The organism is Planctomycetia bacterium, from assembly GCA_021413845.1.
GTDB lineage: Bacteria > Planctomycetota > Planctomycetia > Pirellulales > PNKZ01 > PNKZ01.
Genome location: JAIOPP010000036.1, coordinates 49,100 through 71,280, shown reverse-complemented (window position 1 = coordinate 71,280; position 22,181 = coordinate 49,100). Strand labels below are relative to the sequence as shown.

Annotated in this window: 14 protein-coding genes, 2 tRNA genes and 1 pseudogene; 7 read left to right on the top strand and 10 right to left on the bottom strand. The window is 59.6% G+C overall.

The genetic code is table 11. The features are described from left to right. The first annotated feature begins 49 nt into the window (after positions 1-49). Entirely contained in the window at positions 50-1,177 is a 1,128-nt protein-coding gene (locus K8U03_07690; protein MCE9604769.1) for a hypothetical protein, read from the top strand. 40 nt (positions 1,178-1,217) lie between these two features. Here the strand turns inward: K8U03_07690 and K8U03_07685 are convergent. From K8U03_07685 to K8U03_07675, 3 genes are all read right to left on the bottom strand, one after another. Beyond that, positions 1,218-1,299: transfer RNA gene (locus K8U03_07685), tRNA-Leu, on the bottom strand. 229 nt (positions 1,300-1,528) lie between these two features. Then, a complete protein-coding gene (locus K8U03_07680) occupies positions 1,529-3,541 on the bottom strand; it encodes an acyltransferase (protein ID MCE9604768.1) in 2,013 nt (670 codons plus the stop codon). 279 nt (positions 3,542-3,820) lie between these two features. After that, positions 3,821-4,810, bottom strand: coding sequence for a PstS family phosphate ABC transporter substrate-binding protein (locus tag K8U03_07675; GenBank protein ID MCE9604767.1), 990 nt, complete (start codon positions 4,808-4,810; stop codon positions 3,821-3,823). Positions 4,811-5,058: 248 nt separating this feature from the next. Here K8U03_07675 and K8U03_07670 point away from each other — a divergent pair, with 248 nt between their 5' ends. Continuing rightward, the gene (locus K8U03_07670) at positions 5,059-5,745 is read left to right on the top strand and encodes a response regulator (GenBank protein MCE9604766.1); all 687 of its coding nucleotides are present in this window, start codon (positions 5,059-5,061) and stop codon (positions 5,743-5,745) included. A 5-nt stretch (positions 5,746-5,750) separates the two neighbouring features. On the opposite strand, the gene K8U03_07665 is transcribed toward K8U03_07670, so the two are convergent. Next, positions 5,751-6,323: a hypothetical protein gene (locus tag K8U03_07665; GenBank protein MCE9604765.1), complete on the bottom strand. Its 573-nt coding sequence runs from the start codon at positions 6,321-6,323 to the stop codon at positions 5,751-5,753. Between the two features lie 756 nt (positions 6,324-7,079). Here K8U03_07665 and K8U03_07660 point away from each other — a divergent pair. Next, positions 7,080-7,412, top strand: a pseudogene (locus K8U03_07660) (ankyrin repeat domain-containing protein). 245 nt (positions 7,413-7,657) lie between these two features. On the opposite strand, the gene K8U03_07655 reads toward K8U03_07660, so the two are convergent. The 3 genes from K8U03_07655 to glmS all read right to left on the bottom strand — a co-directional run bounded on the left by K8U03_07655 (position 7,658) and on the right by glmS (position 11,311). Then, complete coding sequence (locus K8U03_07655; GenBank protein MCE9604764.1) at positions 7,658-8,728, bottom strand: hypothetical protein; 1,071 nt, start codon at positions 8,726-8,728, stop codon at positions 7,658-7,660. A gap of 515 nt (positions 8,729-9,243) precedes the next feature. Continuing rightward, a tRNA-Ile gene (locus tag K8U03_07650) sits at positions 9,244-9,316 on the bottom strand. Between the two features lie 108 nt (positions 9,317-9,424). Beyond that, positions 9,425-11,311 carry a glutamine--fructose-6-phosphate transaminase (isomerizing) gene (gene glmS, locus K8U03_07645; protein MCE9604763.1) on the bottom strand — a complete coding sequence of 629 codons (1,887 nt, stop codon included), beginning with the start codon at positions 11,309-11,311 and terminating at the stop codon, positions 9,425-9,427. Positions 11,312-11,629: 318 nt separating this feature from the next. Between glmS and kdsB the strand changes: the two genes are divergently transcribed. Both kdsB and K8U03_07635 read left to right on the top strand, forming a co-directional pair. Beyond that, positions 11,630-12,382, top strand: coding sequence for a 3-deoxy-manno-octulosonate cytidylyltransferase (kdsB, locus tag K8U03_07640; protein MCE9604762.1), 753 nt, complete (start codon positions 11,630-11,632; stop codon positions 12,380-12,382). Between the two features lie 179 nt (positions 12,383-12,561). Beyond that, a complete protein-coding gene (locus tag K8U03_07635) occupies positions 12,562-14,217 on the top strand; it encodes a CTP synthase (GenBank protein MCE9604761.1) in 1,656 nt (551 codons plus the stop codon). Between the two features lie 288 nt (positions 14,218-14,505). Here K8U03_07635 and K8U03_07630 read toward each other — a convergent pair whose 3' ends face one another. Further along, positions 14,506-14,994, bottom strand: coding sequence for a division/cell wall cluster transcriptional repressor MraZ (locus K8U03_07630; protein MCE9604760.1), 489 nt, complete (start codon positions 14,992-14,994; stop codon positions 14,506-14,508). 350 nt (positions 14,995-15,344) lie between these two features. Next, entirely contained in the window at positions 15,345-16,940 is a 1,596-nt protein-coding gene (locus tag K8U03_07625; GenBank protein ID MCE9604759.1) for an excinuclease ABC subunit UvrC, read from the bottom strand. Between the two features lie 680 nt (positions 16,941-17,620). Here K8U03_07625 and K8U03_07620 point away from each other — a divergent pair. Continuing rightward, entirely contained in the window at positions 17,621-18,472 is an 852-nt protein-coding gene (locus K8U03_07620) for a sugar phosphate isomerase/epimerase (protein ID MCE9604758.1), read from the top strand. Positions 18,473-18,557: 85 nt separating this feature from the next. On the opposite strand, the gene K8U03_07615 is transcribed toward K8U03_07620, so the two are convergent. Then, a complete protein-coding gene (locus K8U03_07615) occupies positions 18,558-20,366 on the bottom strand; it encodes a phospho-sugar mutase (GenBank protein ID MCE9604757.1) in 1,809 nt (602 codons plus the stop codon). 234 nt (positions 20,367-20,600) lie between these two features. Between K8U03_07615 and glmM the strand changes: the two genes are divergently transcribed. Beyond that, positions 20,601-21,965 (top strand): phosphoglucosamine mutase, encoded by a 1,365-nt coding sequence (gene glmM, locus K8U03_07610; protein MCE9604756.1) that lies wholly within the window; start codon positions 20,601-20,603, stop codon positions 21,963-21,965. Positions 21,966-22,181: the final 216 nt, after the last annotated feature.

Sequence of the window (22,181 nt, the reverse complement as noted above, 5' to 3'; positions counted from 1 at the left end):
GCACACACAATCGCCGCGCAACGCCCCATTTTCGATAAGGCAGCTTACAATGCGTTCATACCGATCAATCTTCGCGCTATTCGGATTTCTATGGACCGCGGCAAGTTTTGAAGTCGCAACGGCCGCCGAGCGCTTGAACGATTACGCCGTGCTCGATCCGGCCGCGGAAGTTCCCACGAAGCCGGCCGAGCAATCGCCGTTTCCGCTCGTCCTGCGCATCGACAAGACGGCTCTCACCCGCTATTCCGATAGCGATATCGACCGCAAGGGTGAAGTTAACAAGATGGTCTTAGGGTCGCACTGCACGGGAGACAGCCACACCACCGGCACGATTCGAGCGGAGCTTCTGCCCGACTCGCAAGAAGCGGCTTTCGACATGTACTTCCGCGGGCGCACGGTTTCCAAAACCAAGGCGGTGCAAGAGCCTGGCGTCGTCTGGAGCCGGACGTTCACCGACTTCGTATCGAAGCGAAGAATCATTTTCGAACCTCGTAAGGGGTTCGTGGTCGTCGGAGAAAATGAAATCGAAACCAAAACCAAGCTTGTGTACGACCAGTTCGGCTCAACGCGCAACTTGGGACATCGGTTGATTACGCGGATCACGGAAAAGAAGTCTTATCAGATTTCCGAGCAAGCGCGGCTGATCGCCGATCGCGACAATAAAAAGGAAGTGGCCGAATCGTTCGTTAAGGAATCCGATCAACAAATCAAGGCGGCGAATGAAGGGCTCGATCTCGTCCGCTACGTCAACGGTTTCCTCGGAGACCAGAAGGCGTTGCAACTCCACGCCAAGTCGACCAAGGATTTCATTTACATCGGCGTCGGGCCGGAAGGGGAAAAGTATGCTCCGATGGCCGAAATGCCGGCGAGCCGAGGCAAGCCGGCTCCGATGGAGATCTGGGTCCACGCCTCGCTCTTGAGCGAACCGGTCGCGGCCCTGTTGAAACTGATCAAGCCCGAGGTGCCGCTTCCGTTGCTCGCGCAAACCAAGATCCTCACCGCGTTGGCGTTGCCGATCTCGGGCACTCAAGCGGCGATGGACGTCGACTTCCACGACGGTTGGCTCGTGCTGGGCCTACCCGACGATGGCAAGAAAGCGCCTCCGGCCGTCGCTGAAGACGCGAAAAAACAGGACGCGGCCAAAGATAAAAGCGACGTGGCTCAGGGAGCGCGCTAAGTCGCGGCCAGCGATGCTCGCGGAGCTTATCAGGTTAAAGTACGAGAGACAGGACTTGAACCTGCACACCTTGCGGTACTGGATCCTAAGTCCAGCGCGTCTGCCAATTCCGCCACTCTCGCATCGATCGGGTCGCAGACATTCTACCACAACTCTCGTGACCGGAAACAGGCGGGTATTTCGCAGTACCGCAACGATGACGATATGCTTCTCGCCCGTAATTCGTAATCGCGACTCGGTTCGGCTTCCCGAGATCCTAAATTCTCGGCGTGGGAATCGAGAGAGGCAGAGGGCCGGCCGGTGTCATCGCCGGCGAACGAGTAGCGGCGAGGTGGGACATACTTCAACAGGTCACCGTTGCTTCGTCATGCCGCGCGCCCCGTCCGCTGTGAGAATCGGCTGCGCCGTTTCCGTCGACTGTATCGGAGGGATCGAGCGCTGCGCGAGCAGCGTATCGACTACGGGCGTAAACATCGGCTTGATCGCCTTACCTCCGTATCCGCTCAGGTGATGCGTATCTCGATAGAATAATCCGCCGGCGTCGCTCGCAGGAATTTCGAGCGAGTTCGTCCGAGCCTGCAAGACCGGAATGGGATCGAGGATCGTCGCGCCGTGCGCGATCAACTGAGGAAGCAAGGTCTCATAAAATGGATTCTTGGTTGCATACTCTTGCGGCGAGACAGAAACCGAAAGGGGCGCTGAGGCATGCCCGTGCCAAGCGGATTGAGTGAGCCTGGCGACGACGTCGCAGTCGTACTCCGGCACATCCTTCATGAAATAGACATGGCAACCGAACGAGTTGAGTTCGTCCACCGTTTGCAGAAGGGATTCGGTAAATCGAGGATGCGGCTGATAAACGCCCCAGCGAGCCGCCAAGATCACTGCCCGAATCCTGCTCGACTTGAGATAGTTTTTCACTGCATCGCTCAGAGCGTTCGTGTCGGCGATGATGCGGGGCGAATCCGACGCGAGATGCGCGGCGATCGGCGACAGTCCGGTATGCACGACGCCGCGCGCGACGACACCCGACGCTCGACAGATTTCGTCGACTCCCGGCATGATCGCCATCGCATGGCTATCGCCCCACACAAGCAACTCCGGCTCCGATCCTTCGGCACCGACCTTGAGCAACTGATCCGGCACGTGTGCGGCGAAGTGAATGGTCATAAACCGTGGATCGCAAACTCCGGTGTCGGCGATGATTCGGGCATGCGGCGGCAAGCGCTCGACCCAACCGTTCGTGCTGCGCAGCTTTTTTCCACCGGCATGCAAGGCGATCAACACCACGGCAGTCGTTACGATCAGGCTGGATCGCGAGGCGAGCCAGCGTCGTTGGCGAAACGGCGTTTCGATGCAACGCTGCGTGACGACGGCCAGCGCCAGGGACATAGCAACCAATAACACGCGCTCGAAGTTCGTCGGCGGCGCGACGTTTCCTTGCTTAAAGAAAACGATCAACGGCCAATGCCAAAGGTAGAGCGAGTAAGAGATCAACCCGATATACACGGCGCTGCGAGACTCGAGCAGCCGATGCACCCAGGTCTTGCGCTGGGTATCGGCTCCTAAGCCGATGAGCAACATCGCGCCGACGACCGGCGGCAGCGCGGCCAAGCCGGGAAACGGAGTCCGAGCGTCGTAGCACAAGCATGGCAGCACGATCCCCGCCAGGCCGAGAGCCGCGAAAGCTTCGCGCCACCGCATAGCGACAGGGAAGCCGGCGACGGGCGAGCGGTTGTACAAACGAATCGCTAGCGCTACCCCGGCCAAGAGCTCCCAGGCTCGGGTCGAGAGTTTGAAATACGCGGCTTGGTTCTCGCTGAACACTCCATAGAAACCGGCCGCGAAGCTGAGCATCGTGATCAGGGCGACGATCGGCTCCAACCAACTTCGTCGACCGAAACGAACGACGATCCCAAACAGCAGCGGAATGACGAGATAGAACTGCTCTTCGACGGCCAGCGACCATGTATGCAGCAGCGGCTTATCCTCGGCGGAAGCGGCGAAGTAGCCGATGTCGTGCGAGAAGTGAATGTTCGCTTTAAGGATCACCAACTCATCGACCGAACAGCCGAACGCATGATACGCAGTCGGCCCGAGCAGAAACCAGCCGGCGACGAACGACGCCATGACGACGAAGACCAGCGCCGGAAGAATGCGGCGAATGCGCCGCTGCCAAAATTGCGCGAGCGAGAAGGTGCCCGCATCCAAATCTTTGAGCATCAGGCAGGTGATCAGGTAGCCGGAGATGACGAAGAAGACGTCTACGCCGACGAAGCCGCCCGGAAACCCCAGGCCGGCATGGCACAGCACCACGCTCGCCACGGCCACGGCGCGAAGACCGTCGATGTCGGGTCGATAATTCATCGGGGAATCGCTCTCACGAAATACCAAGCACGCGCGCGATGCCGAACCATCGGGCACGCCGCTCGCTGGGAGGGGCGAGAAGTGTAGTTGCCCCCTCAGGCGCGAGCAAGCCGGATCGCAAGGTGCAGCGAGCTTGCAAAATTAAGCAACTGCGCGCGTTGCCGGCTTGAGCATTCGGCCCGACTTACCGGGGTAAAAAATGAGGGTTGGTCAAGACGTTCTCGTCTCGACCAACCCTCGTAGACAATCGCTGCCGATCATGCTCGTTCGCAGACCGTTCTAGTTCTTCAACTCTCGCGAGAAGAGATCGGAAATGTGGACGCCGACTTCGGCTTTGCCGCCGAAGACGCTCCCCGTCTTGCCGGCCGTGAGGCGCTCCATACCGCTCTTATAGCTCTCCGAAGGGAGCGGAATATACGAGACTTCCTTCACCAAGGCTTCGGCGTGCGTCAAGTAGAACTCGACGAACTTACGGACTTCCGGACGTTCGAGCGATTTCTTATTCACGTAGATAAAGATCGGCCGCGACAAAGGCTGGTAGCTGCCGTCGACGACCGTCTCTAGCGAGGGACCGACTGCCTTTGCCGTTCCCTTCACGATCGGCACGGCCTTGAGCTTGTCTTTGTTCGCCACGTAGTAGGCGTAACCCAAATAGCCCAACGAGTTCTTATCTCCCTCGATGGCGCGGACGATGATGTTGTCGTCTTCGCTGCCGGTGTAGTCGCCGCGGCTCGACTTCGCCTTGCCGACGATCGCTTCGGTGAAGTAGTCGAACGTGCCCGAATCGGAACCAGCACCGAAGAGGGTCAACGGTGCGTCGGGGAAGCCGTCGCGAACCTGATTCCAGTTCTTGACCGTCCCTTGGGCTTCCGGCGCCCAAATCTTTTTCAATTCGTCGACCGTCAGATGATCGACCCAGGTATTCGCCGGGCTCACCAAGACCGTGAGCGCATCGAAGGCGATCGGCAGTTCGATGTATTCGATGCCGTTGGCTCGAGCGTCCGCGATTTCCTTAGCGAGAATCGGCCGGGAAGCGTCCGCGATGTCGATCTCGCCGCGAACGAACTTCTTGAAGCCGCCGCCGGTGCCGGAGATGCCGACCGTGACTTTGACCTTGCCGCCGGATTCGGCTTGGAAATCCTCGGCGACCGCTTCCGTAATCGGAAACACGGTGCTGGAGCCGTCGATCTTCACGAGTTGGTCTTCGGCATAGACCGTCGAGGTCGCAACCAGTGCGATGACCGACCATGCTAGGCGTGTAAGTTGCATACCATTCTCCTGTTGTAAGACGTACGTCGATGTGGCGAACCGTGCCGATTCTATGCCTAGAGCGGTTCGCCAAGCGGTTAGATTTCGATGAGCGCCGTTACGAAAAGCAGATCCGCAGTGTCAACGACTCCGACGTCGAGCGCGCTCACGAAACCCTAACAATACGCTAGCGATCAATTTCGTTCGGAGCGTGCTATTTTGGTAATAGGCGCACCGTGACGACACAACTTCGATGAATCGACCAACCCATGGCCGGCGAGAAAATTCTCGTTGTAGACGATGACGACGACATTCTCGAATTGCTCATGTACGACCTGACGCGGCAAGGGTACTTAGTAATCTGCGAGAACTCGGGCCAGCGAGCCGTGAGCGTAGTGCAGGAATCACGTCCCGACCTGATCGTGCTCGATGTGATGCTGCCGACGTTCAGCGGTTTGGAAATCTGCCGGCTGCTGAAGAGCGATGCCGTGGCCCAAGCGATTCCGATCATCATGCTATCGGCCAAAGGGGAAGAAAACGATGTCGTCGCAGGCCTCGAATGCGGCGCCGACGATTACGTGACGAAGCCGTTCAGCACGAAGGTGCTCGGCACGCGGATTAAAACGGTGCTTCGCAAGAAGGCGAACGGTTCGGCGAAGAGCGAGCAACCGCTGCGCGTCGGAGAAATCATCATCGACCCGATCACGCGCGAAGTGACTGCGGCCGGCGAACCCATCGCGCTGACGAATATCGAATTCAGGCTGCTGCACTTCCTGGCTTCGAAGCCCGGTTGGGCCTTCACCCGTGCGCAGATCGTCGACGCGGTGCAAGGCGAAGAGCATGCGGCTACCGAGCGGTCGGTCGACGTGCAGCTAAGCGGCCTTCGTAAGAAGCTCGGCAAGTGGAGCGGCCACATCGAAACGGTACGTGGCCTGGGCTACCGGTTTCGCGAGTAGTGCAGCTACTCCGCTGGGACTCGAACTCGGAAGTCGCGAAACTTCGCCCAGCGATTCGTTCCCTTCGGCCCGCCCGACGCATTCACACCGACCTTCACGCCGGCTTTCACACCATCCTTCGCAGGCAACTCGGTACGGCTCATCGCGAGCCACGGATCGTTTTCCGTTTGTCGATAGAAGCCTGTCGCTTTCGTGCCGTCGACGACGAGGCGAAACCAGACGCCAGGCGCGTCGTACTTCTTCTCGAACAAAAACGACGCCGTTCCCGCCTGCTCGCGAATCATCCGCACATACGTTCCGTTGCCGAGTTGCTCTCGGAACAGCCCGACGTAGTTGTCGTCGTCGAGATAGTAGTAGAGAGTCGCCTCCTCGAACTGCGTCGTCGGCCGGCTCTCGACGAACACCTCGACCGACCACGCTTTCGCAGACTCCGGAGCCTTGCGCAACAATACGTTGCGAGCATCGTTGTACTTAGCGAACACATGCCCCGGCTGCGCGAGAATCTCCAGGCTCCCCTGCTCAACTCTCCATCCCTGCGGCTCTTCGCGAAGCCAAGCCCAACCGGCCTCGAGTGGCACGACAAACGCTGCCGAATAAGAACCCGGCGCCCCCACCTCCTCGGCCTTAGCGGACAAGACTAATCCTAACAGCAGCACACTGAGAGAAACGATACGAGAGTTGCGATTCATGGCGCTGCTCAAGGATGGCTGCGGACAAGAAGCCTGCGGATGGTCCGACACACTCAGCGGGATGCTGCTCGAAAAGAGACTTCGGTGAAGGCCCGCCGAGCAACATCGATCGTTCCCTGGATCATCGATCAAAGTCAGCGTTGCGTCAAACGATCGATTTCGCTCAGGTTGGGGAAAGTCGAGAGTCCGATGTTAGAGCACTCGCCGTCCGCAGCCGACTGGGATCGTCCGTCCGGAACGAGTCGGGAATCTCCCCCAGGTGCTTCGTCGCTTCTATGTTCGCAGCATGGTAAATTCACGAATTGCTCTGATACCAGGTTTACGAAGTTCGAAATCGCCGGCTCGCCCATTGATCTCACCGCTCGTCTCCTGCTGAAGGAATCGGATTTCATGCCCACCGACAAGTACACCCGTCGCTCGTTCGCCGCGCTGACGGCCGGAGCATTCGTTTCTTCCGCTTCCACGCTGCGAGCGGAAGAGACGCCGGCGGCCGCACCGAAGGACGCTACACCGAAGTCAACGGCCGCTCAGGCACCGCCGCCGGGGCCGCGCGAAGCGCCGTTCGAGCGAGATTACCCGGCCCCTACGTTTCAGCCGAAGTGGAAGAACGCGCAGATCAATCGGTTGCTGATTCAAGACTTCGTGATGTTTGCGCACACCGATCTCGACATGGTGAAAAAGCTACTGGAGAAAGAGGCGGCGCTGGTGCTCTCGATCATGAATTGGGGCGCCGGCGATTGGGAAAGCGGACTCGGCGCTGCGGCCCATTGCGGCCGCCACGACATCGTCGAGTTGTTACTCGAACGGGGAGCGCGTCCCGACATCTTCTGCTCGGCGATGCTGGGCCAAGTGGATGTGATCCGCACGCTCATCACGCACCAGCCGAAGCTGATCGACGTGAAAGGACCGCATGGCTTCTCGCTGCACTTTCATGCGCAAGTCGGCGGGGATCAATCGGCGAGCGTGCTCGACTATCTGCAAACGGTCAAGAAGATCGAGCTCAAGCCCAATCCGTTTTTGATGATGAACGAAGAAGCCAAAAAGAAAGCCGCCGACGCCGCCAAAGCAGGTATCGCTCCAGCCTCGACCGAGAAGAAAGAAGGGAAATAGCTAACCACGACGCCGCTACGATGCGTGGCGACGAACACGCCTCAGCGCCGGTTTCGCGGGCGATCGTTCGTCGGTCGTGGTCGGCATCGAAACGAGAGACAATACCATGCCGGTCACCACTGCAAACTGCAGTTCCAGTAAAAGCCGCTGAGCATGAAGTTGCTCGTCGTATGCCGCATGCTGTTGGTCGAAAGTGAACCGATATCGAGAGGCAAGACATTAGTGCTTGTCTCGTACGTGGAGAACGGGTTGATGAACATCGCGGCCCTGAACCCCGATTCGACATTCAAGATCGAACCGTTGAGCACGGGGCGCTTGTAGCCGAGCCCCACTTTCGCATCGCCGCCGTACACGACCTGGGTCACGGCATCGCCGGCGATCTGCTCATTGTCGGTTCGACTCTGGAAAACGCCCGCGAATTTGTATTGAGCGGGCTGCATCCGGCCCGCGAAAATCGAGCCGCTTAGTTCGCCGATGAAGCTGAGCCCTCGAAACAGTCGGTAGTCCGTGCTCAGGCCGAGGCGCGGTCCCACGCCCGAATAAGTCGACGTATTATCGAGCGAGATGTACTGCAGCGTCGGGTCGGGAATCGCAACGACCGGAAGCACCGGGTTGATGTTCGGGTTGTTATAAAATCTCGAGACCAAGCGCTCCTTCAGTCGTGTGTACGACAAGCCCGCAAAGATCCGAAACTGGGAATGCGGTCCGACGTTCACGGTCTGTCCCAGATCGAAGTTAGCCATGTCATAGCCGAAGTCGACTTGCCCATCGGCCGACTTGAAGTGGAAGATCCCGACGTTGTTCGGAGCCTCCGACGTAGACGGCCCGGTCTGACTGAACGGAGAAATCCATTGCGTGTTCGGATTGCCGACCGCCACGGACCGGGAGTCGCTCGTGCGGAGGTGGTCCCAATTCATCCGGAAGTCGGTGCCGGAACCGGGCATCACATATCGGGCTCCCACATTGAAGCCGGGCTGATACCCCGGATCCAGCGACTGCACGGCCCACTGCGGATTCTGCAGTGGCAGAAACGTCGTGATGGTCGCGAAGCCCAGGTTGTCGGCACTCGGCTTCATCAACAACGCGCCGGCAGTGAATTCCCAGCCGGGATTTAGGTTCGGCACGTAGACCGACAATGGAACTCCGACGCGCGACGGTGCAGCATACGTCGGGTCCGGGAGCATCGGCAGGACGTCAACCGGCGGTGTTTCAACGGCTGGGGCCTCGACGGACGGGGTTGGACTGGGCAGGGCTACAGCAGCCGGAGTTTCCACTGGCTGCTCCTGAGCGTTCGATGCCGCAGGACCCGAGATCGCCCCCCAGAGGAACAACGCAGCCGTGCAAAGTACCGACCTGCCCAATCGAATCAACATCAATAGCCCCGCCTTGTATGAACATTCAACAACCATGACCGACAGGGACCACATCGGCTGGCGAAGCCCGGAGAATCCATACAATTGCTACAATCGTTAAACTCCATGCATTGCCCGCGCCTGCGGCGAAGTCTGGTGAACCAGGACGACTCCATGTCGGTATGAATGGAAATTGCATACCGGCGCCGAGGAAGTTCACCGCCTCCCGCAAATTCCGTTGCGGCCCTGCGATGCCTCGCGTCCGACACGCCTCAACGGCCAACGACGCTTCAGCCGTGAAAAACGAAAACCCCCGTATCCACCAAAGAATACGAGGGTTTTCTTGATAGGCCCGCACAGATTCGAACTGTGGACCAAGGGATTATGAGTCCCCTGCTCTAACCGCTGAGCTACGGGCCCTGATGGATCGGCGGCGTTTATAGAGGCCGTCGCCGATCGAGCCGTTAGTATGGCAGATCGTGTGGTTTGCTCAAGCGCCCGAGGTCGATTCGCCCGCCTCTCGAAGAGCTACTCGACAGTCACGCTCTTCGCGAGGTTGCGGGGCTTGTCGACGTCGCAGCCGCGGAGAACCGCGATGTGGTACGCCAAAAGCTGGAGCGGAATCGCCGAAACGATCGGCTGCAAGAAGTCGGCAACCGCCGGGATCTCGATCACATCGTCGGCCAATTCGACGGCGCTCGCCCCCTCCGGACAAGTGATCGCAATCACCGGTCCGCCGCGGGCTTTTATTTCTTCCATGTTCGACATCACTTTATCGAACAGCGCACCCTTCGGCACGATGAACACGCTCGGAGTCTCGGCATCGACGAGCGCGATCGGGCCATGCTTCATCTCCGCGGCCGGATAACCTTCGGCGTGGATGTAGCTGATTTCCTTGAGCTTCAAGGCCCCTTCGAGAGCAGCCGGGAAGTTGAACTGCCTGCCGAGATAGAGGAACGTCCGGCAGTCGACATACTTCGCGGCGATCCGACGAATCGCGGCATCGGTCTCGAGCGCTTGCCGAACATGCTCGGGCAAGGCTTGCAACTGTTCGATGATCCGCGCACCTTGCGTATGGCTCAGGTGCCGCATCCGTCCGAGGTAGAGCGCGAGCATCGTCAGCGCGGCGCATTGCGAAGTAAAAGCCTTCGTCGAAGCGACGCCGATCTCGGGGCCCGCATGCAGATAGATACCGCCGTGCGCTTCCTGGGCGATCGTGCTACCGACGACGTTCGAGATCGCCAAGGTCATGTGTCCCATGCGCTTCATCTCGCGCATCGCGGCCAACGTGTCGGCGGTTTCGCCCGACTGCGTGATCGCGAAGACGAGCGTGCCGTCGTCGAGCGGCGGATTGCGATACCGCAGCTCGCTCGCATACTCCACTTCGACCGGAATGCGCGCCAGTTCTTCGATCAGATACTTACCCACGAGTCCTGCATGCCAACTGGTGCCGCAACCGGTCAGCACGATGCGCTTCACCGAGCGAAGTTCCTTGGCGGTAAGATTCAGGCCGCCGAAATGTGCCGTCGCTTCGTCGACGCAGAGTCGTCCGCGCATCGTGTTGCGCAAGGTGTCGGGCTGCTCGAAGATCTCCTTGAGCATGAAATGCTCGAAGTCCCCTTTGTCGACATCGTTCGAGCGCACGTCGAGCGTACGAACGTCGGCCGTCGTCTCTCCCATGTCGCGATGAAGAATGCGCAGCGAGTCGGCCGTGACGACGGCGATCTCGTGATCGTTGAGGTACACGATCTTGTCGGTGCTCCCGACGAGCGGCGAGGCATCGCTCGCGAGAAAGTGTTCGCCTTGTCCGACGCCGACGACGAGCGGGCTGCCGAGCTTCGCCGCGATGATCACGCCGGGGAAATCGCGAAACACGACGCCCAACCCGTAAGTGCCATGCAACTTCAACAAGACGGCACGGACCGTGTTGACCAACGGTTCGTAGTTTCGCGCCGCCATCTCTTCGATCGTCGCGATCGGTTCCGCGGCCAATTCTTTCGTGAGTTGTTCGGCGACCAAATGCGCGACCACTTCCGTATCGGTCGCGGAACGGAAGCAGTAGCCGAGCGATTCGAGGCGTTGCTTCAACGGTCGAAAGTTTTCGATCACGCCGTTATGCACGACGGCCACGATGCCGTTGCCGCCGAGATGCGGATGCGCGTTTACGTCGGTCGCCGGACCGTGTGTGGCCCAGCGCGTGTGCCCGACGCCGGTCGTGCCGTTGGTCGGCGTCTGCGCGAGCTTGGCGACGAGTTTGTCGATGCGGCCGGCCGCCTTCACGACGGTCAGCGGAGTCGCATCGCCGAGCGTCACCACGCCGGAACTGTCGTAACCGCGATACTCAAGCCGGCGCAAGCCATGCACGAGAAAATCGATGCACTCGCGACTTCCTACATATCCGACGATGCCGCACATGATCGACCTCACTGCTCGACGTAGAAAATAAATTCCCGATCCCAACGTACCGATTGGGCCGCGGACTGTATCAAACCCGCGGAATCGCCGCTAGAGAACCGTATGCCGGCAGTCGACGCGCGAACGGCGGTAAATGCCGTAGACCGCTGCTTGTCGACGGCTACAATCGCGGCTTTGCCTCGGATTAAGCGGATTTTCTCGCTTACACCAGCTAACGTCGATGCATCGACATTGGGCATCGACACCGTGCGACGAGACACTCTCGAAATACGAGTGGCGGTTCGATGCCGATACCTCTGCCCTTCAGGAGCCCGGTTCGTGAAATCTTTCGTCGTGATCCCCGCGCGGTTGGCTTCGACTCGGCTACCGCAAAAGCTTCTGCTTCGCGAGACCGGCAAGTCGCTGATTCAACACACTTATGAATCGGCGCGACGAGCACGACGCCCGTCGGGCTACTGTGTGGCGACCGACGCGGAAGAGATTCGGCGCGAGGTCGTCGCGTTTGCCGGCCTTGCGCAGATGACGAGCGTCGATTGCGCCAGCGGCACCGATCGCGTGGCCGAGGTGGCACGGCAACTCCCGGACGACGTCGAGATTATCGTCAACGTGCAAGGGGATGAACCGGAGATCGCGGGGAGCTCGATCGATCTGGCGATCGAAATCTTAGAGCGCGATCCATCGCTCGTGATGTCGACCCTGGCGACTCCGATTCGGACTCGGGCCATGCTGGAAAATCCGGCGGTCGTGAAGGTCGTGTGCGACCGGCGCGGCCGCGCGCTTTATTTCAGCCGGAGCGTCGTGCCGCATCCGCGCGAATGGGACGATGCGCTCCTGGCAGCCGAGCCTGCGCCGTTCCTGCAACACATCGGGCTCTATGCCTATCGGCGTGAGTTCTTAATGCAAATCGCGGCGCTTCCCCCGTCGCGATTCGAGCAGATCGAGAAGCTCGAACAGCTCCGAGTCCTGGAAGCGGGCTACGAAATCGGCGTGGGGGTCGTCGACGAACCGACGCGCGGCATCGATACCCCGGCCGACTACGCGGCGTTCGTGGCGCGCGCCGGCCGAGCCTAACGCGACAGGCCTTAAGCGAATGGCCTGGCTTGCGGCGAGTGAAACTCGCCGTAAAACTTCCGAAGTATTGCGGCTAACAGTGTTTCCGTCGAAGCGCCGTGGGCCTCATGGCGGAAGTTCCGCTAGCTGATAGAATCGGCTTTTACCCAGAAGCCGAAACGCAAGGGGCCGATAATCGCATGACGAAACATATTTTCGTAACCGGCGGCGTCGTCAGTTCGTTGGGAAAAGGATTGACCAGCGCGTCGGTCGGCATGCTGCTCGAGCAGCGCGGCCTACGGGTTCGCTTGCAAAAGTTCGACCCTTATATCAACGTCGATCCCGGCACGATGAGCCCCTATCAGCACGGGGAAGTCTATGTGCTCGACGACGGGAGCGAGACCGACCTCGATCTCGGCCACTACGAGCGCTTCACGAACGGCCCCCTCACGCGCGACTCGAACTACACGACCGGTCAGATCTATCTTTCGGTCATTAATAAGGAACGGCGCGGCGAGTTCCTCGGCAAGACCGTGCAGGTCATTCCGCATATCACGAACGAGATCAAGTCGTGCGTGGCGAAGCTCGCGGCCGACGACGTCGATGTCGTCATCACCGAGATCGGCGGCACGGTCGGCGATATCGAAAGCCTGCCGTTTCTCGAAGCGATCCGGCAATATTCGCTTGATATCGGCAAAGAGAATTGCCTCTACATCCATCTCACGCTGGTTCCGTATCTCAAAGCGGCCGGCGAATTGAAGACCAAGCCGACGCAGCACTCGGTCGGCCAGATGCGCGAGATCGGCATCCAGCCCGACGTGCTGATTTGCCGCACCGAGCGGACGATCAGCCGCGAAGACCGCGAAAAGATCGCGCTGTTCTGCAATCTGCCGCTCGAAGCCGTGATCGAAGAGAAAGACAAAGACTTCTCGATCTACGAAGTGCCGTTCAGCTTGGTCGAAAACAAACTCGACGAGTTGATCTGCAAACGGCTGAACCTGCCAGCCGGTCGATTGAAGCTCGACCAGTGGAAAGAGCTACTGCATCGCTTGCGCAATCCGCGCGAAGAGATCAGCATCGCCGTCGTCGGCAAATACGCCGAGCATCGCGACGCGTATAAATCGATCTACGAATCGCTCGACCATGCCGGCATCGCCAACCACGCGCAAGTGCGCATCCAACGGATTCAGGCGGAAGAAGTCGAACGCGAAGGGCCCGAACGCCTCCTGTCGGGCTACGACGGCATTCTCATTCCCGGCGGCTTCGGCGAGCGCGGGATCGAAGGAAAGATCGAGGCGATTCGCTTTGCGCGGATGCGCGACATCCCGTTTTTCGGCATCTGCCTCGGCATGCAATGCGCCGCGATCGAATTCGCCCGTAACGTGATCGGTCTCGAAGGAGCACACTCGACCGAGTTCAGCAAAGACACCAAGCATCCCGTGATTTGCTTGCTCAACGAACAAAAGACGATTACCGACATGGGAGGCACGATGCGTCTCGGCGCGCAGCCCGCCATGCTCGAAGCCGGCAGCAAGGCCGAAGCGGCTTACGGCGCGGCGCAAATCACCGAGCGCCATCGCCATCGCTACGAGTTCAACAACGTTTACCGTCAGCAATTTGAGGCACACGGGCTCCGTTTCACGGGCAAAAGCCCCGACGGAGCGCTCGTCGAAATTTTGGAATACCCGGCCCATCCGTGGTTCTTGGCCGTGCAATTCCATCCGGAATTCAAGAGCAAGCCGATCGCCGCACACCCGCTGTTCCGCGACTTCATCGCGGCGGCGATTCAACGCCGCAACAGCCGCGGCGGCGACCCACGCGGCAAAGAACTGGAAACGCAAACGATCATCGATTGAGTGCTGCGGGAAGTGGTCAGTGGCCGGTGTTCAGTGTTCAGCTTGGGAAGCGAACTTCCTATCTGATCACTGACAACTGACCACCGACCACTGCTTGAAAAAGTATCCGGCTCGGGGGAGGAGACTCTGAGGCCGTCCTAGCCAATTTTCCAATCCCTGGATTCGCCAAGCTGCACCGGGTGACAACGGGAGCAAAACGAAGAGCAAACCCTCCGCACCGAGCCGGATATCGTAAACGTGTTAAAAACCGATTGCGGATCGCACAATCAAAAATCAATCGGCCAAAAATCAATCGGCGAGTTGATCGAATAGTTTTCGGAAGCGAGGCATGCGCCGTTCGAGATAATCGAGCCACGACGGCGGATGCCAAATCTCGATACAGACGCCGGCGCCGACGAGCATCACTTCTCCTCCTCCCACGGCTTTAAGAAAGCCGCGGAAACCGTCGGGCACCAACAAACGCCCTCGATCGCCGAGTTGCACTTCGGCATGTCGGGTCGAAAGCAAGCGCCCGAGCACTTGCACTTGCGACGAGCGCCCATCCAACTTCCCTGCCCGCATCTTGGCCCGAATCAATTCGACGCCGGCCTGCATGCGTTCGGTCCAAGCCTTCGCTTCCCAAAGGCTGAGACACCCGGGCCGTTCTTTCGCGAGCACACAGCGACCATCCGTCGCTCCCAACAGCGCGACCATTTCGCTCGGCACCGCCACGCGAAAGCGCTCATCGAGCGTGCGGGAAAATTCTCCGAGGATCAAGTCTGCTGCCGAAGCGGCCATGGGTCGACGTACTCGAGATCGAAGCGCCCGTCATCGTCGAGCCGGATGCCTTACGGCAACCGAGTCGACGGTTTATTGCGGAACTCCGTTTCCGAACTGCCTAAGAGCAATGGGCTCTAAAACCACACAGTCTCAGCTTACCGAAACTGCATGGGCAAGTTTCCCACGGATTCAGATCATATCGGCGGATCTCGTTATTGCAAGCTTCGCTGGGAAAAAAGTCCGAAATCGTGGCCTTTTGCGCGCATCGGAAGACTGCACGAAAGCCTGTGGTCGGGCCACTTCACAAGCTGCCGAAGCGAACGAAGAAGCACAATTCAAGCGAGCGCATGCGCCGCTACTTTGCAGTGCTACTTCGTGTCGTCGCCGAAGGTCGTTTTGCGGCGCAGCATGTGATGATAATGCTGCGCGAACCGATGCGCCTCATCGCGCACGTATTGCAAGAGCCGTAGCGCGTAGGCATGTCGACTGAGCCTGAGCGGCTCGTCGGCGCCGGGAATGTAAATCTCCTCTTCGCGCTTCGCGAGCGAGATGATCGTCGGCGGCGTGATGTCGAGCGCGCGAAACGCCGCGAGGCCGGCGTTGAGTTGTCCCTTGCCGCCGTCGATGAGCAAGATATCGGGAAACAATCCTCCTTCGTCTTCGAGCCGCTTGAAGCGCCGAGCGACGACTTCATGGATGCTCGCGAAGTCGTCGATGCCGGTCACGCTTCGGATCTTGTAGCGCTTGTAGCCCGGCTTGAACGGCAGGCCGTCGATGAATTGCACGAGCGAAGCGACCGTCTCTCCTCCCTGCAAGTGTGCGATATCCACTCCTTCGATCGTCCGCGGAGTTTTGTCCATGCCGAGCACCTTCTTCAATCCGGCGAGCCCCTTCTTCGGATCGATGAAGAACACCTCGGGCTGCTCATGCGTATCGAGCTCGCCCCGGTCGTCAAGAGTTTCCAGCATGCGGATCTCATCGCGCAAGCGGCCGGCTTTCTCGAACAACAAGCCTTTCGCCGCTACGGCCATTTCAGCCCGCATTTCCGTCAAAAGCTTCTTCTTATTGCCGTCTAAGAACATCCGGAGCCGGTCGATGTCTTTGCGATATTCCTCTTTCGAGATCCGCATGTTGCATGGCGCGGTGCATTGATCGATGCTCGCCAAGAGGCAGGGCCGAAACCAACGCCAACGATCGTCGTCGGCCGCGATATCGAGCGAGCAGGTGCGGAACTTGAAGACTTTTTGCAGCACGGCGATCGCGCCGCGCAAGCTTCCGGCCGAGGCGAACGGCCCGTAAAGCTTCGTGCCGCGGTCTTGCGGCTCGCGCGTGAATTCGACGCGAGGAAAGTCTTCGCGCACGAAGATTTCGAGATACGGAAACGACTTGTCGTCTTTCAGGTCTTGATTGAATTTCGGTTGAATGTCTTTGATCAACCGCGACTCGGCCAAGAGCGCATCGACTTCGCTGTCGCACTCGATGTAGTCGATGTCGCAGATTTCGCGGACTAGTTCCGCCGTCCGACGTTCGACGGCGGCGACCTTGAGGAAGTAGCTCGAAGCCCGATTCCGTAGGTCTTTCGCTTTGCCGATGTAGATGACCCGACCGGTGCTATCCTTCATCAGATAGACCCCCGGCTTGTGCGGAAACTCCTTCACGCGTGCGGCTGCGCGGCCGTATCCTAGGCCGAATTCGAGGATCACGGACTTCGTTTCGGGATCGACAGTCTCGGAATCAACCGCGTCGGCCGTGGCTTGTTCTTCAGGCTTCGGCAACGTCACATCGTCGGCGATCACGGCTTCTTCGGCCGGTGTTTCTGCGGAGAGTTGGGCTGCCGGATCCGACGCGCGGCTACCGCGAGTTTTTTTCTTTTTCGGCTCCCCTTCGATCGGACCGTCGTCAACCACGATTCCCTCGAAAAAACTGTTAGGGCTGTACTTGCGTGTTGTGAGGATATAGCGCATTCTATCCGACTGCTCCGAGAAAGACCGGCTGCAACGGATATGCGGTTTTTATCGGAGAGAGGTTTCGGAAGGCGAGTTCGCTCGGGTTTCACCGGCTTCGAGTGCTAGCACTTCTAGATTATTCGGAAGTTGCTAAATAGGTGTGACGCTCGTCTTCACGACGGCAACATACCTAACGAGAAGTCGAAAGCGGAATGCTCAGTGTGATTTGCCGCTGTTTCGACGAATGGATTACCGCCCGCGGGGGCTAAGGATTAACGATGTCGGCCGTATTGTTTTTCGGAATGGGCGTTTTGGCTCTTCTCTCGCTCGACCTGATCACGGCCCCACGCCCGCAAGGGTAGTGCCCCGGATCGGCCGGGCATGACGGCCTCGCCGCAATCCCCTTCTTTCCGCTGCGCCACAGCGCTTCGAGCGCCGTCGGCAGCACCGCCGCGTCGGCCCGTTGCATCCCGCCGTGTTGAAGCCCGCCGCGCGGAATCGCGATCTCTAGCGTACCGCAATTCCTCGACCTGCGCGGCCGGCGGATGCGATCTTGGCGCGTTAGTATAGGGAAACTTTCCGATTCGGCTTTCAGGCACGATCGGCCGGTCGGCTGCGATTCCGCAGCCGATTCGTAAGTTCTCCAATCATTCGCTGCATCCCAGCAGTCCATTTCTCTTGCACTCGGAGTCGTCCTTATGTCGCGGAACGTCCCACGTCGAAGCTTTCTGAAAACTGCGGCGGTCGCTGCGGGCGGATTGGCCGCCTCTTCGTTCATGTCGCGCGTGCTACAAGCTGCCGACTTCGAGGGCTTCGAAGTCGGGTTGCAGATCTACTCGCTCCGCGGCTACGCCCTCGACAATGCGTTGCAACATTGCCACGATCTCGAAGTTCGCGACATCGAATTCTTCGGCGGCATGTTCAGCCCGGACAGCACCGCAGAGCAAATCGCGGCGCTCAAGGAGAAGCTCGAAGGATACGGCCAAGTGATCTCGGCGCACGGCGTGAACCGGCTGACGAAGGACTACGAAAAGAACAAGAAGTTGTTCCAGTTCGCCAAGGCCGCCGGCATCCGCAACATCACGGCCGATCCCGATCCCGATTCGTTCGAGAATCTCGACTCGCTGGTCAAGGAGTTCGACATTCGCGTGGCGATCCACAACCACGGCCCGACGCATCGCTACAACAAAGTGACCGACGTCTTGCATGCGATCGAAAAGCACGACGAACGGATCGGCGCTTGTGCCGACTTGGGCCACTACATCCGCTCGGGCGAGAAGCCGGAAGACGTGATCCGCGCCCTCAAGGGCCGGCTCTACGGCGTGCATCTCAAGGACTTCGCCGACATGCAGGACAAGACCAAGGGGGTGATCCTCGGCAAGGGGCACATGAACGTCGATCAAACCTTCGTCGCTTTGCGCGAGGTGAAGTTCCCGGCCGACGGAGCGCTGTCGCTCGAGTACGAAGAGAACCCGAAAGATCCGATCGCCGACATTAAGGAATGCCTCGCCGTGGCGCGAGCTTCGGCGAAGAAAGTTCAGCAAGGCTAAACGCGCTGCGCGTACTGCCGATAAGAAAAGGGAGCGGAAAGCCGAGGCTTTCCGCTCCCTTTTTCATTGCTTAAGCGCTCGATAATCAAAGCGAGGCGGCGATTGCTTGGAAATCCTTTTCGATGCGGATCAATCGCTCCGTGAGCTCTTGCTTCGCGACTTCTAAATTCGCCAACTGCTCGGCCGGTTCATACGCGAACATATAGTATTTCACTTTCGGCTCCGTGCCCGACGGGCGAACGGCGACGAAGTTTCCTTCGTCGGCGAAATCGAGCACGATCATATCTCCCTTTTCCGCGACGAGGGGTTTCGACGTGCCGGACGGAGTCTTGATCGTGAGATTAAGATAGTCGCGCGCCTGCCGCACTTTCAAGCCCCCGAGCGTGGCCGGAGGCGTAGTTCGCAAGGTCTCCATGAGCTTGCGCGTCTTCGCCATTCCTTCGCTGCCGGGCAGGCTTTGGTTGTAAAGCCGTTCGACATGGCAACCATGTTGCCAATAGAGCGAGTCGAGCTTCTCATGCAGCGTCTTTCCTTCCGACTTCACGCGCGCGGCGAGCTCGGCCAAGAGCATGGCCGCGACGTTGGCGTCTTTATCACGTGCGTGCGTGCCGGTGAGATAACCGTGCGACTCTTCCGTACCGAGCACGAATTCGGCGGGGCCTTCGAGATCGATCGCCCGCCCGATCCACTTGAAGCCGACATGCAGATCGCCGATCGTACGGACTCCGTAGCTATCCGCGATGCGGCGAACCATGTCGGTCGTGACGAGCGTCTTTACGACATAGTGTTTCGGTGACAACGAGCCGGCCCCTTTGCGACGTTCGAGCACGTAATCGGTCAGCAGTGCGCCGATCTGATTGCCGGTAAACGTGCGCCATTCCCCGCCGGCCTTTACTCGCGCGGCGCAGCCAACTCGATCGGCGTCGGGATCGGTCGCAAGGATAAACTCGGCGCCGGTCTCCTTCGCACGCGCGATCATCGAATCGAAGACCGCCGGATTCTCCGGATTCGAGACATGGCCCGGCACATTCGGGAAGTCGCCGTCGGGCTCGGCCTGAGGTGCGAACAACTCGACGTTTTTGAAACCGTCTCGATCTAAGAGCGGCATGATCGTCGCTGCGCCGACGCCGTGCAGCGGCGAGTAGATGATCTTGAGCTCGCGCGGTCCGGCGAAACTTTGCGTATGCGCCGCTTGCAAATAGGCCGCGTCGACTTCGTCTTGGCAATAAACGACGGTGCCGGCGGCGAGCGCTTCCTTGAAAGGAGTGCGCTCGATCTTCGTGCAAGCCATGACTTCGTCGATCACCCCTTTGTCGTGCGGCGGGATCACCTGCACGCCGCCGGCCCAATAGGCCTTCACGGCATTATCGCTCGGGGGATTGTGGCTCGCCGTCACCATCAGACCGCACGCACAGTTCTTGTAGCGAACCGTGAACGACACCTCGGGCGTGCTTCGATATCCATCAAGAAAGAAAACCTGGAAGCCGGCCGCGACCATCACTTCGGCACAAAGTTCGGCGAACTGACGCGAGCGGTGCCGCGTGTCGTAGCCGATGGCGCAGGCTTGCTTCGTGCCCGGAGCCATGTGCCGTTTCACGTAGTTCGCGAGCCCTTGCGCGCTTTCGCCGATGGTGCGGTCGTTGATCGCATTGGAACCGATCGGATACATTCGACCGCGGCGTCCGCCGGTTCCGAAAGGGATGATCGTCCAAAACGCGTCGTCGAGTTCTTTCCACTTGCCGGCCACGACATGCGAAGCAACTTCGGCCGCATATTCACCGTAGCGGGGCTCCGTCAGCCACACGTGGATGTTTTCGGCGGCCGATTTCGTAAGCCGGCCCGCTTCGACGGACTGTTGAATTTGCGACGTCAGGGACTTGAGATCGAGCGACATGGCCTAGGACGAGCCTCCTCGTGCGACGTGAGTGAGAGAAGTCGGTATTGTGGCCGATGATCGCGGAAGCGAAAAGGGCCGGCGACGCATCGGCGAGCGAAACCGGGAAACGTGTGCCGCGGCATGCGACCGAGCGTCGGCATGAGGTTCGCGTTTACATGCCGCGGCCGATTCGTATACTTCGCGTGAGCGATTCCGACTTTAAACACCTGCGACTTCCTTCGGAAAATCACGATGCCGGAACCGATCATCAGCGTCAGCGGCCTGCGAGGAATCATCGGTGAAAGCCTTTCGCCGGCGACGGCGATGCGCTACGTCGCTGCGTTTGTCGGCACGCTTCCGGAAGGTCCGATCGTCGTGACGCGCGATGGCCGCGCGAGCGGGCCGATGCTGTGCGACGCCATCCGAGCGGCGATCGCGGCCTGCGGACGACGCTGCCTCGACGGCGGAGTCGCAGCCACGCCGACGACCGGTATCCTGGTGCGCACGCATCGTGCCGCCGGCGGCATTCAGATTTCCGCCAGCCACAACCCGCCGGCATATAACGGCATCAAGCTCTTCACCGGCGAAGGGCGCGTCGCTCCCGCGAACGCAGGCTTGCTCGTGCTGGAGCGCTATCGAAGCGGCATTGAGCCGGCTTGGGTCGCGCACGACCGACTCGGCGACGTCGTCGTGCTGGAAGACACGACCACCGCACATCTGCAAACGGTGCTGGCGACGATCGACGTCGCGGCGATCCGGGCGAGGAAGTTTCGCGTGCTACTCGATGCGAACCACGGTTCGGGTAGCGTGCTGGGCAAGCGATTGCTGGACGAACTAGGTTGCACGACGACGATTCTCGGCGGCACGCCCGACGGGCAATTCGCGCATGTGCCGGAACCGACGGCGGAGAACTTGGTCGGGGTGTCAGCGAAGGTCGTCGAAGCTCGGGCGGATATCGGCTTCTGTCAGGATCCCGATGCCGATCGCCTGGCACTCATCGATGAGCTGGGCAACTACATCGGTGAGGAATATACGCCCGCCCTTTGCGCCGAGCACGTGCTTGCCAAGCTCAAACGAGACTCGGGCTCGGCCGGCGCCGTGGTGACGAATTGCTCGACGAGTCGGATGATCGAAGACATCGCCGCGAAACATGGTGCGACGTTCACGCGCTCGGCGGTGGGGGAAGCGAATGTCGTCGATGAAATGAAAAAGCGAAGTGCCGTTTACGGCGGCGAAGGAAACGGCGGAGTCATTGATCCGCGCGTCGGCTATGTGCGGGACAGCTTCGCCGGAATGGCGCTGATGCTGGATGCGCTGGCCTCGCGACAACTTTCGCTGAGCCGATTCGCAGCAGAATTGCCTCGCTACGAGATCGTGAAAACGAAGATCACGCTCCCGGCCGAGAAACTCGCTCCGGGCTTGGCGGCACTGCGAAAGCACTTCTCCGATGCCGAGGTGGACACACTCGACGGCCTCCGGCTCGACTGGCCGAAGAGCTGGCTGCTAGTTCGCGCAAGCAACACCGAACCGGTCGTGCGGGCGATCGCCGAGGCACCTACGGAAGAGGAAGCGGCCAGGCTCTGCCGTGAGACGGCCGAGGTCTTGAGCCGCATCTAATGCCGCGGCAAAAGACGCCTCGGTTTGCAGTCCTTGAGCCACGCGTTCGTCCGTGAACGCGATGAAGTCGCTGCCGAATCTTCGCGGCATGAGCAAGTAGTAGCCGATGCTAGCAACCTCAAGATTTTTGATTGCCCAAAAATCTTTTTTTAGCTCCCCTTAGTCATAAAATCTGTCGATAAATTAACCATCAGTTCGTACTAGTCGATTCCTGCA